This is a genomic window from Methylobacterium sp. WL69, assembly GCF_008039485.1.
In the GTDB taxonomy this organism is placed as follows: Bacteria; Pseudomonadota; Alphaproteobacteria; order Rhizobiales; family Beijerinckiaceae; genus Methylobacterium.
On record NZ_VRUZ01000108.1, the window covers coordinates 1 to 12,806 of the forward strand.

The 12,806-nt window shown below is 71.3% G+C and carries 15 protein-coding genes; 10 read left to right on the forward strand and 5 right to left on the reverse strand.

Annotation, left to right across the window (positions count from 1 at the left end; translation table 11 throughout):
* Window positions 1–686 (reverse strand): cytochrome c family protein (locus tag FV218_RS19660; protein ID WP_147711200.1); only part of this gene is annotated, 686 nt, incomplete at its 3' end.
* A gap of 298 nt (window positions 687–984) precedes the next feature.
* Here FV218_RS19660 and FV218_RS19665 point away from each other — a divergent pair.
* From FV218_RS19665 to FV218_RS19675, 3 genes are read left to right on the forward strand one after another with little or no spacing between them, the layout of a single operon-like run.
* Window positions 985–1,728, forward strand: coding sequence for a 3-deoxy-manno-octulosonate cytidylyltransferase (locus tag FV218_RS19665; protein WP_147711201.1), 744 nt, complete (start codon window positions 985–987; stop codon window positions 1,726–1,728).
* A gap of 10 nt (window positions 1,729–1,738) precedes the next feature.
* On the forward strand, window positions 1,739–2,596 hold the full coding sequence (locus FV218_RS19670; protein ID WP_147711202.1) for a prephenate dehydratase: 858 nt from the start codon (window positions 1,739–1,741) through the stop codon (window positions 2,594–2,596).
* Between the two features lie 43 nt (window positions 2,597–2,639).
* The gene (locus tag FV218_RS19675; protein ID WP_147711203.1) at window positions 2,640–2,987 is read left to right on the forward strand and encodes a hypothetical protein; all 348 of its coding nucleotides are present in this window, start codon (window positions 2,640–2,642) and stop codon (window positions 2,985–2,987) included.
* Window positions 2,988–3,113: 126 nt separating this feature from the next.
* Here FV218_RS19675 and FV218_RS19680 read toward each other — a convergent pair whose 3' ends face one another.
* The 3 genes from FV218_RS19680 to FV218_RS19690 all read right to left on the reverse strand — a co-directional run bounded on the left by FV218_RS19680 (window position 3,114) and on the right by FV218_RS19690 (window position 5,153).
* Window positions 3,114–3,803, reverse strand: coding sequence for a cell wall hydrolase (locus FV218_RS19680; RefSeq protein WP_147711204.1), 690 nt, complete (start codon window positions 3,801–3,803; stop codon window positions 3,114–3,116).
* A 105-nt stretch (window positions 3,804–3,908) separates the two neighbouring features.
* A complete protein-coding gene (locus tag FV218_RS23305; RefSeq protein WP_246685195.1) occupies window positions 3,909–4,370 on the reverse strand; it encodes a hypothetical protein in 462 nt (153 codons plus the stop codon).
* Between the two features lie 57 nt (window positions 4,371–4,427).
* The gene (locus FV218_RS19690) at window positions 4,428–5,153 is read right to left on the reverse strand and encodes a tyrosine-protein phosphatase (RefSeq protein WP_056092588.1); all 726 of its coding nucleotides are present in this window, start codon (window positions 5,151–5,153) and stop codon (window positions 4,428–4,430) included.
* Between the two features lie 204 nt (window positions 5,154–5,357).
* Here FV218_RS19690 and FV218_RS19695 point away from each other — a divergent pair, with 204 nt between their 5' ends.
* The 3 genes from FV218_RS19695 (at window position 5,358) to ppa (ending at window position 6,957) form a co-directional block, all read left to right on the forward strand.
* Window positions 5,358–5,864, forward strand: coding sequence for a GNAT family N-acetyltransferase (locus tag FV218_RS19695; RefSeq protein WP_147711205.1), 507 nt, complete (start codon window positions 5,358–5,360; stop codon window positions 5,862–5,864).
* A 72-nt stretch (window positions 5,865–5,936) separates the two neighbouring features.
* Window positions 5,937–6,260, forward strand: a complete 324-nt coding sequence (locus tag FV218_RS19700) for a hypothetical protein (RefSeq protein WP_056092585.1) — start codon at window positions 5,937–5,939, stop codon at window positions 6,258–6,260.
* Window positions 6,261–6,417: 157 nt separating this feature from the next.
* The gene (ppa, locus tag FV218_RS19705) at window positions 6,418–6,957 is read left to right on the forward strand and encodes an inorganic diphosphatase (RefSeq protein WP_147711206.1); all 540 of its coding nucleotides are present in this window, start codon (window positions 6,418–6,420) and stop codon (window positions 6,955–6,957) included.
* A gap of 39 nt (window positions 6,958–6,996) precedes the next feature.
* Here the strand turns inward: ppa and FV218_RS19710 are convergent, their stop codons facing one another.
* Window positions 6,997–8,271, reverse strand: a complete 1,275-nt coding sequence (locus FV218_RS19710; RefSeq protein ID WP_147711207.1) for an FAD-dependent monooxygenase — start codon at window positions 8,269–8,271, stop codon at window positions 6,997–6,999.
* A gap of 175 nt (window positions 8,272–8,446) precedes the next feature.
* Here FV218_RS19710 and tesB point away from each other — a divergent pair, with 175 nt between their 5' ends.
* From tesB to FV218_RS19730, 4 genes are all read left to right on the forward strand, one after another.
* Window positions 8,447–9,325, forward strand: coding sequence for an acyl-CoA thioesterase II (gene tesB, locus FV218_RS19715; protein WP_147711208.1), 879 nt, complete (start codon window positions 8,447–8,449; stop codon window positions 9,323–9,325).
* 288 nt (window positions 9,326–9,613) lie between these two features.
* Entirely contained in the window at window positions 9,614–9,952 is a 339-nt protein-coding gene (locus FV218_RS19720; protein WP_056094106.1) for a P-II family nitrogen regulator, read from the forward strand.
* A gap of 130 nt (window positions 9,953–10,082) precedes the next feature.
* A complete protein-coding gene (locus tag FV218_RS19725; RefSeq protein ID WP_147711209.1) occupies window positions 10,083–11,588 on the forward strand; it encodes an ammonium transporter in 1,506 nt (501 codons plus the stop codon).
* A 202-nt stretch (window positions 11,589–11,790) separates the two neighbouring features.
* On the forward strand, window positions 11,791–12,806 hold a 1,016-nt coding region (locus tag FV218_RS19730; protein WP_187273112.1), incomplete at its 3' end, for a DNA translocase FtsK 4TM domain-containing protein.

A 12,806-nucleotide genomic window follows, 5' to 3' on the forward strand; every position in this document is an offset into this window, starting at 1 on the left:
GCCGGGGGCTTTTCGGACGCGGGCGGCTTCGCCTCGGCGGGCTTGTCGGCCGGCTTCGCAGCATCCGGCTTGGCTTCGGCGGGCTTGGCTTCGGCCGGCTTGGCCGCGTCAGGCTTGGCCTCGGCCGGCTTGGCCTCGGCCTTCTTCTCGGCCGCCGGCAGGGGCGCCGGGGTGTCGGCGAGGGTGCGCAGATACGCGATCACGTCGGCGCGCTCGGTGGGCGAGGTGATGCCGGCGAACGCCATCTTGGTGCCGGCGGCGTAGCCCTTGGGGCTCGTCAGGAAGTGGTCGAGGTCGTCGTAGGTCCAGGCGCCGCCCTTCTCCTTGAGGGCGGCCGAGTACTCGAACCCGCTCTCATGGGCCTTCTGGCGCTCGACGACGCCCCAGAGATGGGGACCGACCTTGTTGGGGCCGCCCTTGTCGAAGCTGTGGCACGAGGCGCACTTCTTGGCCGCCGACTGGCCCTTGTCGGCGCTGGCGCTGGCGAGCCGGATCGGCAGGGGCTCGGCCTTCGCCTCGGGGGCGCCGCCGCCGGCGGCCTTGGCCTGGGGCTCGGGCAGGGCGTAGCCCGCGGCACCGGGGGGCTTGGGATGGTAGATCAGCTCGGCGACGAACCCGGACCCCACGGCGAACAGGAGTGCGCCGAGCGCAGCACCCGCGACCTTGTTCAGCTCGAAAGAGTCCATTCTCGACAACTCCGATGCGTCCGGCTGGGCGCGCTTGCGGGCGGGTCCGGACACGAAGGCGTGTCGGACTTTGGAAACAGTCGAGGGTGCTTAGCCGCTGGAGCCCGATCTTGACAATGGCGGGCAGGGACGCCGCGTAGTCGCAGAGGCCGATCCGTCACCGGTGTGGCCGCCGGGGATCGGCCCGGCGCATGACAACATCCCCCCCCGCTGCTAAGCGACGGGCCTCGAACGCGCCGCGAACGGGCCTCTACGAGACGAGACCCGCGGCGGCCAGCCGGAGCGATGGGCGAAAACCATGTCCGACCCCCTCGTGCTCATCCCCGCGCGCCTCGCCGCGACGCGCCTGCCGGACAAGCCGCTCCTCGATCTCTGCGGCGCGCCGATGATCGTCCATGTCTGGCGCCGGGCCGTGGAGGCCGGGATCGGCCCCGTGGTGGTGGCGACGGACACGACGGCCATCCGCGACGTCATCGAGGCCGAGGGCGGCATCGCGGTGATGACGCGGGCGGACCATCCGTCGGGGTCCGACCGCCTCGCCGAGGCCCTGGAGATCATCGATCCGCAGGGCAACCACGACATCGTCGTCAACGTGCAGGGCGACCTGCCGACCATCGATCCGGCCATCATCGGCGCCGCGATCCTGCCGCTCGCCGACAAGGCGGTGGACATCGCCACCCTGTGCGCCCTCATCACCGACGAGGCGGAGCGCGACGATCCCAACGTGGTCAAGCTCGTGGGTCATCACCTCAGCCCGCACCGCCTGCGGGCGCTCTACTTCACCCGGGCGCGGGCGCCGTGGGGGGAGGGGCCGCATTACCATCACATCGGCCTCTACGCGTATCGCCGCCGGGCCCTGGCGAAGTTCATGGCCCTGCCGCCCGGCGCCCTCGAGGTCCGCGAAAAGCTCGAACAGCTGCGGGCGCTGGAGGCCGGCCTGCGCATCGACGCCATCCTGGTCGACGACCTGCCGCTGGGCGTCGACACGCCGGCCGACCTGGAGCGGGCGCGCGCCGTGCTCTCGGCCCGGCGCCTGAACTGAGAAGAATCCGATGCCCCACCGCACCATCTCCTACCAGGGCGAGCCCGGCGCCAACTCGCACATCCTCTGCGCCCAGGCCTATCCCGACTGGACGCCGCTGCCGTGCCCGACCTTCGAGGACGCCTTCGCGGCGGTGAACGAGGGCCGCGCCGACCGGGCGATGATCCCCATCGAGAACTCCATCGCGGGCCGCGTCGCCGACATCCACCACCTCATCCCGACGGCGCGCCTGCACATCGTCGCCGAGCACTTCCTGCCGATCCACTTCCAGCTGATGGTCCTGCCGGGGACGAAGGTCGAGGCGCTGCGATCCGTGCACAGCCACGTCCATGCCCTGGGCCAGTGCCGCAAGATCATCCGGCGCCTGGGGCTGCGCGCCGTGGTGGCGGGCGACACGGCCGGGGCCGCCCGCGAGGTCGCCGAGGCGAACGACCCGAGCCGGGGCGCCCTGGCGCCGGCCCTGGCGGCGGAGGTCTACGGCTTGGAGATCGTGGCGCGGGACGTCGAGGACGAGAGCCACAACACCACCCGCTTCGTGGTGTTTTCGCCCGAGGCGGAGCCCATCGCGGCGGGGGCGGGTCCGGCGGTGACGAGCTTCATCTTCCGGGTGCGCAACATCCCGGCCGCCCTCTACAAGGCGCTGGGGGGCTTCGCCACCAACGGCGTCAACATGTCGAAGCTCGAGAGCTACATGGTCGAGGGCCAGTTCTCGGCGACCCAGTTCTACGCCGAGGTCGACGGCCACCCCGACGAGCCGGGCCTCGCCCGGGCGCTCGAGGAGCTCGCCTACTTTTCGCGGGAGGTCCGGATCATCGGCACCTACCCGGCCGATCCCTACCGCGAAGTGAGCCGGCTGGCGGCGGAGTAGGCGCATCGCTCGAACGAGACAGAGCGAACCGAATGGAAGCGGGATGCCCGATACCTCAGACACCACGCCTTGCCTCTTCGAGATCCACCATGGCTCGACCGTCCTGCGGATCGCCGACGATTGGAGCGGGCACGTTCTGATCGAGCGTCTCTACGACGGTCTGCGCGACGCGCGGAGATCACGCGACATCGGGCACACGCCTCCGACGGCGCCCACGCCCGGCAGCGAGGCCGAGAACCTGATGGTCGAGGCCGCCCTGTTTCACGGCTTCCGGCCCATCGACGGAACCTCGGAGTATCGCGCGACCGCGCAGCAGATCGTCGCTCTGGTGCATGCCGCGCGGGAGCAAGGTCGGATGGATGCCCTGCGGATCGGGGAACCGGACAGCTGATCCGGCCTCGGCGCCATCGACGCGAAGGCGGATCGAACTGGTTTCCGACGCGATGGCCGCTTTGCGTCACCCGAGGGCCGGCCGGGACGCAGTCTCGAAGACGGGTTCGACCCGGCGGGAGCGGCCCTAGCCGCCCCGGCTGGTGCCGGCCAGCCCCGCCGTCCGGCAGATGTCCTTGGCGGGTTCGTTGAGGATGGTCTGGGCCGCCGGCACGTCGCGGTCGGCCTCGACCATGCGGGCCTGGATCGGCGAGACCGCCGGGGAGGCGGACGCGTAGGCCATGGCGGTGGTGGGAGCGCTCGGGGCCGCGGGAGCCCCCGGCTTGCGCTTCTCGTAGAAGGCGTTGCCGCCCGCCACCGCCACGTAATGCATGTTGTTGTAGGGGAAGCGCAGGCCCGCCGTGTGGAAGTGCATGGCCCGGCCGACCTTGGGATGGCGCTGCCCGTCGAGCACCGCGTCGGTCACCTCGGCGACGCGCTGGAGATCCTTGGCCTCCATGGATTTCGTCAGCACGCCGGGCGCGAATTGCCGGGGCTGGCCGACCACGGAGCAGATGCCGCTGCCCTGGGGCGCCGATTGCACGCGGTTCATCACCACGGTGCCGACGGCCAGCAGCCCGTCGCGGTCGCTGCGGTTCGATTCGAAGTACATGGCCCGCCCGAGGCAGTCGCGCTCCGCCTCCGTGGCGGCGACGGGCTGGACGAGGGAGCCCGTAGTCTGGCCGGGAATCAGGGTGGAATTGCAGGCACCGAGGGAGGGGATCGCCACGATCAGACCGAGGAGAGAACCCGTTTTCGCCGCCCAAGAACCCTGCATGCCGTCTCGCTCCATGGTGATGTGTCCGCCGTGGCGCGGGGCCGGGGCGATGCGTGACGGTCAGGCTTGGCCGTCATTCGGGTCTTTTTCGGGCAGCGCCCGAGGTCAGGCGGCTTTCGGACGGGCTGCGGCGCACGTCGCCGGCGACTGTGCCGTATCGGCCTCACCCGGGACGGGGGCCGGCGGAAACTCGATGATGCGCAGGACCGCCGTGGCGGGTGCCTCCGGCTCGGGCGCGGCAGACTCTGATAGTGTCGGCTCGGGAAGCGGAGCCAATTCAGCGGGCGCGGGGCGCGACCGGGCGAACAGGTCGGCGCCCGCCTTGGCGCCGGCCGCCTTGACCAGGGTGGCCTCGCCGCAGGTGCCGGCCATGCGCTCTCCGAGGTCGAGGAGGCGCTCGCGCTCGACGCAGTAGGCCGCCACCCGGGCGCGGGCATATTCCGGCATGCCGGCGATGAGGGCGTCGAGTTCGGCGCCGCGGGCCCGGTACAGGGTGGTGATGAGCTCGACGGGGATCGGATACTTCGCCAGGGTCGGCGCGGTCGGCCGGAGGGGAGAGGCTGCCATCGCGGGTCCAGTCACTGTGCGGAAGCACCAGTTCGGCCCGATTTGGTTAACGGAGGGTTACTCGCGCTTGATCAGCCGATCGACCACGAGGTCCGACCAGAAGCCCGGGCGGAAGTCGCGCTTGAGGGCCTCGGGGTCGTAGGCCGTCTCGACCCAGGTGAGGAAATCGAGGCCGCGCGCCTCGCCCTCGCGCAGGTAGGTGGCGAAGAACGCGTCGAGGATGCCGGTCTTGGCGAAGCGGAAATGGCCGTAGCGGGCCGAGAGCTGGCCCATGGCCTCGGCGACGGGCCGGCCCTCGTGCAGGATGAGGTACAGCACCGCGCCCATGCCGGCCCGGTCGGCGCCCGACTTGCAGTGCATCATCGCCGGATATTCGACGCCCGCGAAGAAGTCCCTGGCGGCCAGGATCGTCTCGCGGGACGGGGCCTCCCGCGAGCGCAGGACGAATTCCACCAGGGTCAGGCCCTGGCGTTCGCAGGCCTCGCGCTGGAGCGGCCAGGAGCCGTGCTCGCGCCCGCCCCGCAGCGAGATCACCGTGCGCACGCCCTGGCGCTTGAACCAGGCGAGCTGGTGCGGCGTCGGCTGGGCCGAGCGCCACAGCTTGCCCTCGCCGACCCGGTGACGGTTGAGATAGGCCAGCCGGAACACGCCGTGATCGACGAGCAGCATGTTGGCCCAGGCCTTCGCCCGCGAGACCGGGCCGGCGATGGGCCGCTCGAACCGGGCGATGCGGGCCATGCGCCGCGCGTAGCGGGTCTCTGGCTTGAGGAAGCGCTTGAACACGGGGCGGGGAACGTCGCGGCTGTCTGGGGGGAAGGCCCCGCGTCTAACAGGCGGGCATCGGCCGGGCAAACCGCCGGGCAGGCGATCCGGCATCGGCGCCACCGGAGGGCGCGAGCCATCCGGCATCGGCCTTGCCTTGTCTTTGCCCGGATCGTCATCTCCGATACCGTCGTCGGAGCGATGCCGTCGAGCGCGGGGACCGTCATGAGCACGAGCACCACCAGCATCCGCCGCGCCCGCCCCACCGATGCCGACCGCCTGTCGGACGTGTTCGACGAGACCTGGCGCGAGGCGTATCGGGGGCTGATTCCGGGCGTCTCCCTGGAACGGATGATCGCCCGGCGTAGCGCGCAATGGTGGCTCGGCGCCGCCCAGCGCCGGCGCCCCCTCGTGGTGGTGGAGACGGGCGAGGGCGTGGTGGGCTACGCCGTCTACGGACCGGCCCGGAGCCGCGGCCTCGGCACGGAGGGCGAGATCGACGAGCTCTACATCCGGCCGGAGCACCAGGGCCTCGGCCTCGGCCGCCGCCTGTTCCGCGCCGTGCGCAACGACATGCACGACCACGGCCTCCACACGGTCGGGGTCTGGGCGCTGGAGGGCAACGACCGGGCGGAGACGTTCTATTTAGGGCTCGGCGCCACCGTCGCCGGGCGGGGCAGCGACAGCATCGCCGGCTCGGTGCTGGCCAAGGTCGGCTATCGCTTCGCCTGACGCCGCCTCGCCAAACCGCGATGGCCTCCCCACCTGAAGCCCGGGCCGGGTCGCCGGCCGGAGGGAGAGCCGATGGACGCCACCGGGCACGAGACCGTCACCGCGCGGGACTGGGACGACCGCGTCGCGCGGCTCACGGAGAAGCTGCCGGCGCGCCTGGGCCGGGCCCTCGACTGGCTGCGCGAACCGTCGCGGCGGATCATCCGGATGGTCGCGGCCGGCCTGTTCATCCTCGGCGGGGTGTTCTCGATCCTGCCCGTCCTCGGCCTGTGGATGCTGCCCGTGGGCCTCGCCCTCCTGAGCGAGGACATTCCCGGCCTCAAGGTGCCCCTGGAGCGCAGCGCGCGCTGGATCGCGGCGACCTGGGCGCGCGCGAAGGCGTCCTTCAAGCGATAGACGTCCTCCGGGTGGTCGGGATGTTGCCGGCGGACGCGTGATAATCCCCGCCAAACGTAGCCGGGCAACGGAGCCGGCGATTTCCTTGGTGACGCAACGGCCCTAAGACACGCCGGGAGAGGCCCTGGCGGCCCGGAAAACGCGGGAGAAACAGCTCATGATCATCGACAACGTCTCGATCGGAAAGAACGCGCCCGACGACGTGAACGTCATCATCGAGGTTCCCATCGGCGGCGACCCGATCAAGTACGAGATGGACAAGGAATCCGGCGCCCTCGTGGTCGACCGGTTCCTCTACACGGCGATGCATTACCCGGGCAATTACGGCTTCATTCCCCACACCCTCTCGGGCGACGGCGACCCGTGCGACGTGCTCGTCGCCAACACCCGCGCCATCGCGCCGGGCGCCGTCATGAGCGTGCGCCCCGTCGGCGTGCTGGTGATGGAGGACAATGCCGGCGAGGACGAGAAGATCATCGCCGTGCCGTCGCGCCACCTCACCATGCGGTACGACCGCGTCGAGAACTACACCGACCTGCCCGACATCACGATCCACCAGATCCAGCACTTCTTCGAGCACTACAAGGATCTGGAGCCCGGCAAGTGGGTCAAGATCGTGCGCTGGGGCGACAAGGCCGAGGCCCACCGCCTCATCCTCGAGGGCGTCGAGCGCGCCAAGGCCAACAAGGCCAAGTAGGCTCGAACAGGCCAAGCAAGCGCGAACGGGCGCGGGCGGCTACAGGGCCTGCCCGCGCAACAACCTCGGCAGGGTGCCGCGCGCGGCGGCGGCCTGCCCGATGAACAGGCGCTTGAGGCCGGGCAGGCGGTCGACGAGGCCGAGACCGAGGTCGCGCGCGAGGCGCACCGGCAGGGCGTCCGTGGAGAACAGGCGGTTGAGCCCGTCCGTCATCGCCCCCATGGCGAGGGTCTCGAACCGGCGGTCGCGCTCGTAGGCCCGAAGCACGTCGGGCGCGCCCGGATCGAGGCCGAGGCGCAGGGCGTCCGTCACCGCCTGCGCCAGGGAGGCCGCCCCCGCGAGCCCGAGGTTCAGCCCCTGGCCGGCGATGGGGTGAATGACGTGGGCGGCGTCGCCCAGCAGCGCCAGCCTGTCGGCCCGGAACCGGCGCGCGATGCCGAAGGCGAGGGGATGCGCGCTCGGGCCGGCCTCCAGCACGATCCGGCCGAGGCCGTGGCCGAACCGGCGCTCGATCTCCGCCAGGGTCTCGTCCGGTCCGCCGCCGAGGAGGGCCGGCACATCGGCCGCCCGCTCGGTCCAGACGATGGATGAGCGGTGCCCGGGTTTCCCATTTCCAAGGTCGCCGCCGTCGACGAGGGGCAGGATGGCGAAGGGGCCGCTCGGCAGGAAATGCTCCCAGGCGCGGCCCCCGTGCGGGCGCTCGTGCCCGATGGTCGCGACGATGCCCGCTTGCGGATACGACCAGCCGACCCAGCCGATGCCGGCCCCCTCGCGCAGGCGCGAGCGCGCCCCGTCGGCCGCCACGAGGAGGGTTGCGGATTCGGTCCGTCCGTCCGTGCGCCGGAGTTCGATGGCTTCGGGGCCGGGATCGGCCGCCGCGATCCCGACGGCATCGAGGACCACGCCCGCCGCTGCGCAGGCCGCCAGCAGCGCGTCGACCAGGGGCTCGGCCTCGACCATGTGGGCGAAGGGTTCGCCGGCCTGCGCGTCCTGTGCGGAAGGCTCTTGAGCGAAGGTGAGGAAGACCGGGCGGACGGGGTCGGCGAGGCGGCTGTCGCTCACCGCCATGTCGCGGATCGGCTCGGCCGCCGCGAGCACCGCGTCCCAGACCCCGAGGCGCTCGAACATCCGCCGCCCGCCCGCCGCCACGGCGAAGGCGCGGCCGCGGTGACGGGCCGCGCCGGAGGCCAGGGCCGGATCGCAGACGGTGACGGAGAGGGCCGGGCCGTGGGCCTGCTTCAGGGCCAGCGCCAGGCTCAGGCCCGGAATCCCGGCCCCGGCCACCACCACCCTGCGCTGCCCCGATCCGCCCATCGCGCGTCCCCCCGTCCCGTTCGCCCGGAGTGCCACTCCCCGGACCTCAGGGCAACGCGCGGGCGGTGCCCACGGCAGCGGCATCGTCGCCGGCCGCATGGATCACGCAACATGGATCGCGCCACCCAAGCTTGCTATGGCGGCCGGATTGTCCATTCCACCACCGGGGGTCCCCATGGCCGGCATCGTCGCCGAACTCCTCGACATCCTCGATCTCGCGCCCTTGGGGGCGGATCGCTTCCGGGGCGAGAGCCTGCAGACCGGCTGGTTCCGGGTGTTCGGCGGGCAGGTGGTGGCGCAGGCCCTGGTGGCGGCCTCGCGCACGGTGCCGGAGACGCGGCCGCCGCATTCCCTGCACGCCTATTTCCTGCTCGGCGGCGATCCCAAGGCCCCCATCGACTACGCCGTCGAGCGCATCCGCGACGGGCGCAGCTTCGCCACCCGCCGGGTGGTGGCGACCCAGCACGACCGGGCGATCTTCGCCATGTCGGTGTCCTACCACGACGCGGAGGAGGGGGCCGTCCACCAGGCGACGATGCCGGACGTGCCGCCGCCCGAAGACGTGGCCGAGGCGCCGACCGCCGCCGCGCAGGCGGCCCGCGACGGCGCGGTGATCCCGGCGCCGATCCTGTCCTACTTCGGGCGCCAGCGTCCCATCGAGCTGCGGCCCGTGGAGATCGAGCGGTATCTCCGCCGCGCGCCCCGCGATCCGCGCTTCCACGTCTGGATGCGCGCCGTCGACCGGCTCCCGGACGATCCGGCGATCCACCGCGCGGTGCTCGCCTACGCCTCCGACATGACCCTGCTCGACGCCACCCTGATCCCGCACGGGCAGACGGTGTTCGACGGCGAGATCCAGTCGGCGAGCCTCGACCACGCCCTGTGGCTGCACCGCCCGTTCCGGGCCGACGACTGGCTGCTCTACGCCCAGGACAGCCCGAGCGCCGAGGGCGCCCGCGGCTTTGCCCGCGGCCAGATCTTTTCCCGGGACGGCACCCTGGTGGCCTCCGTCGCCCAGGAGGGCATGATCCGGCCACGTCGCCCGAAGGCCTGAGTTTCCGCCACGAAGGCGGGTCCGCCGGCCCCGGGTTTGCCGGTTTTTACAGCAACATGCCCTGAAAGATTGCAAACTTGGCTGGAATCACGCCTGCATCGGCGGCAGGGGACGGACAGTTTCTGGGCAGAACCGGCCATGGGGAAAAAGTTCCCGTTGGCATAGTCCTTGAATGAGGCGGTCGAGCGTCAGGGTCATTCCGATCCGCGCGGAATCAACCGGACCAGCCGGGTCGCGACGCGAAAGCGCGCCGGCCGGGTGACCACTCGGGACAAGGGGGCGCCGCCCATGAAAATCGTGATGGCTATCATCAAGCCGTTCAAGCTGGAGGAGGTCCGGGACGCCCTGACCGGCATCGGCGTGCACGGGCTCACCGTCACCGAGGTCAAGGGCTACGGCCGCCAGAAGGGCCATACCGAGATCTACCGCGGTGCCGAATACGCCGTGAGCTTCCTGCCCAAGCTGAAGATCGAGGTGGCGGTGGCCTCCGACCTCACCGGCAGCGTCATCGACGCCATCGCGGCCGCCGCCCGCACGGGCCAGATCGGCGACGGCAAGATCTTCGTCCTGCCCCTCGAGAAGGCGGTGCGCATCCGCACCGGCGAGACCGACGTCGACGCCCTCTGAGGGCCGGCCGCTTCCACCGCGCGCCCGTTTCGACGGGCCTGGGGAGAGTCGGGCCACAGGCCCCCGCCCTTCTGCCCGTCCTTCTGATTGTCCCCTTCAGCACCGCACAGCGACCGGGAGTCCTGTTTCCATGAAACTTCGCAATGCCCTGGCGCTCGGAATGGGAGGCGCCGCCCTGGCGCTCCTGTTCGTCGAGCCATCCCTCGCGCAGTCGCCGACCACGGAGGCCGTGCCGGCCGCCGCCAGCGCCGCGCCCGTCCCGAACAAGGGCGACACCGCCTGGATGCTCATCTCCAGCGCCCTGGTGCTGCTGATGGTCGTGCCCGGCCTCGCCCTGTTCTACGGCGGCCTGGTGCGCACCAAGAACATGCTCTCGGTGCTGACGCAGGTCTTCGCCATCGCCTGTATCTCCAGCCTCCTGTTCGTGATCTTCGGCTACAGCCTCGCCTTCACCAACGGCGGCGGCCTCAATGATTTCGTCGGCGGCTTCTCCAAGGCCTTCCTCAAGGGGATCGACGCGAACTCCACCGTCGCCACTTTCTCCAACGGCGTCGTGATCCCCGAATACGTCTACATCTGCTTCCAGATGACGTTCGCGATGATCACCCCGGCCCTCATCGTCGGCGCCTTCGCCGAGCGGATGAAGTTCTCGGCCCTGGTCGTGTTCATGATCCTCTGGACCACGCTCATCTACTTCCCCATGGCCCACATGGTCTGGTACTGGGGCGGCCCGGATGCCGTCGGCAACGCCGCCAAGGCGCTGGCCGCCGCCACCGACGACGCCTCGAAGGCGACCGCGCAGGCGGCCCTCGACGCCGTCAATGCCGATGCCGGCCTGCTGTTCAAGTGGGGCGCCCTCGACTTCGCCGGCGGCACCGTGGTGCACATCAATGCGGGCGTCGCGGGCTTCGTCGGCTGCCTGATGCTCGGCAAGCGCATCGGCTACGGCCGTGACCTGCTCGCCCCGCACTCCCTGACCATGACGGCCATCGGCGCCTCGCTGCTCTGGGTCGGCTGGTTCGGCTTCAACGCCGGCTCCAACCTCGAGTCCAACGGCACCGCCGCCATGGCGATGCTGAACACCTTCGTCGCCACCGCCGCCGCCGCCCTCTCCTGGCTGTTCGTGGAGTGGATGCTGAAGGGCAAGCCGTCGCTGCTGGGCATGCTCTCCGGCGCCATCGCGGGCCTCGTGGCCGTCACCCCGGCCGCCGGCTTCGCCGGCCCCATGGGCTCCATCGTCCTCGGCCTCGTGGCCGGCGCCGTCTGCTTCGTCATGTGCTCCACGGTGAAGAACGCCCTCGGCTACGACGATTCCCTCGACGTGTTCGGCGTGCACTGCATCGGCGGCATCCTCGGCGCCGTCGCTACGGGCATCCTGGTGAACCCCGATTTCGGCGGCGTCGGCCTGCCGGACTACGCCTCGAAGCCCGGTGAACTCGCGGTGGGCAGCTACGAGACCGCCGCCGCGCTGCTCTCGCAGCTCAAGGCGGTGGGCTTCACCATCCTGTGGTCGGGCATCGGCTCGGCGATCCTGTACAAGCTCGTCGATCTCACCATCGGCCTGCGCGTCACCCAGGACGAGGAGCGCGAAGGCCTCGACATCGCCGATCACGGCGAGCGCGCCTACAACTACTAGGACGAGCGTTCGGGCCCGCCCCTCGGGGCGGCCCGAAACGGCCTATGGCGGAAAGCCCCGGATCGCGCGATCCGGGGCTTTTTTCGTCTGCGCGTCTGCTTCATCCACCCTCGGATTCGGCATGAGACAGCACACTTAAACCCGCATTAACCGCGTGCCCGTTAGCGTTACCGGACCGTTTCCCCATCGCGTCTGGTACAGCATGCGCTCGCTTCGCCGTTCCGCATCGCCCTACGACACGTTCGTCGACAGCTTTCGCCCGTTCCTGGCCAAGCGGATGACGGAGTTGGGCGGTCTCATCCTGTTCGCCTCTGCCATGGCGCTCACCGTCGCCCTGGCGACGTGGTCCATCGACGACCCGAGCCTGAACCACGCCACCGACCACGCCGCCCACAACGTGCTCGGCACCAGCGGGGCGGTGATGTCCGACCTCGCCATGCAGCTCCTTGGGCTCGGCTCCCTCGCCTTCGTCCTGCCGCCGGCCCTGTGGGGGGTGCAGCTCATGCGCTCCCGCGCCCTGCCGCGCGGGGGCCTGCGCATCACGCTCTGGATCATCGGCTTCTTCTCGGCGAGCGCCGTGGCGAGCGCCCTGCCGTCGACGGCGCGCTGGCCCCTGCCGACGGGCCTCGGCGGCGTCGCCGGCGATGCCCTGATCCATGCCGCCCGCACCATCGTGGGCATCGTCGCATCCCCGGCCGCCGCCCTCGTGGGCTTCGTCTTCGCCGGCCTCGCCATCCTCAGCCTCACCGGCGCCTGCCGCGTCGGCGAGGTCCCGGACGAGGAGGAAGAGCCGATCCATCCGGTCCGGACGGCGTCCCGCGCCCGCGCCGACGACCGCTACGAGGACGACGAGCCGAGCCTCGGGATCGTGTCCCTGGGCGCCCTGGCGCAGATGCTCATGGGCGGCCGCGCGGCCCTGGCCTCGCGGGTCGAGACCTGGCGCGAGGGCCGTGCCGCCCAGGCGGTCCTGGCGCATGACGGAGCGTCGCCGGCGCTCGCGGCCCGGCGCGCCTTCTCCGACGACGCGGCGCCCTGGGAGGCGCCGGTACCGCACGACGCGCGCCGCGAACCCGTCTTCGAGGCCGTGCCTGGAACCGCCCCCGCGCCCGCGCGCCGGGCCGCCCCGGTCCTGCACGACGACGAGCCCGACGACGGCGGCGAGGAGCCGGTTTTCGCGCCGGCGCCGCAGCCCCCGGCCGCGGATGCGCGCTCGCGCGT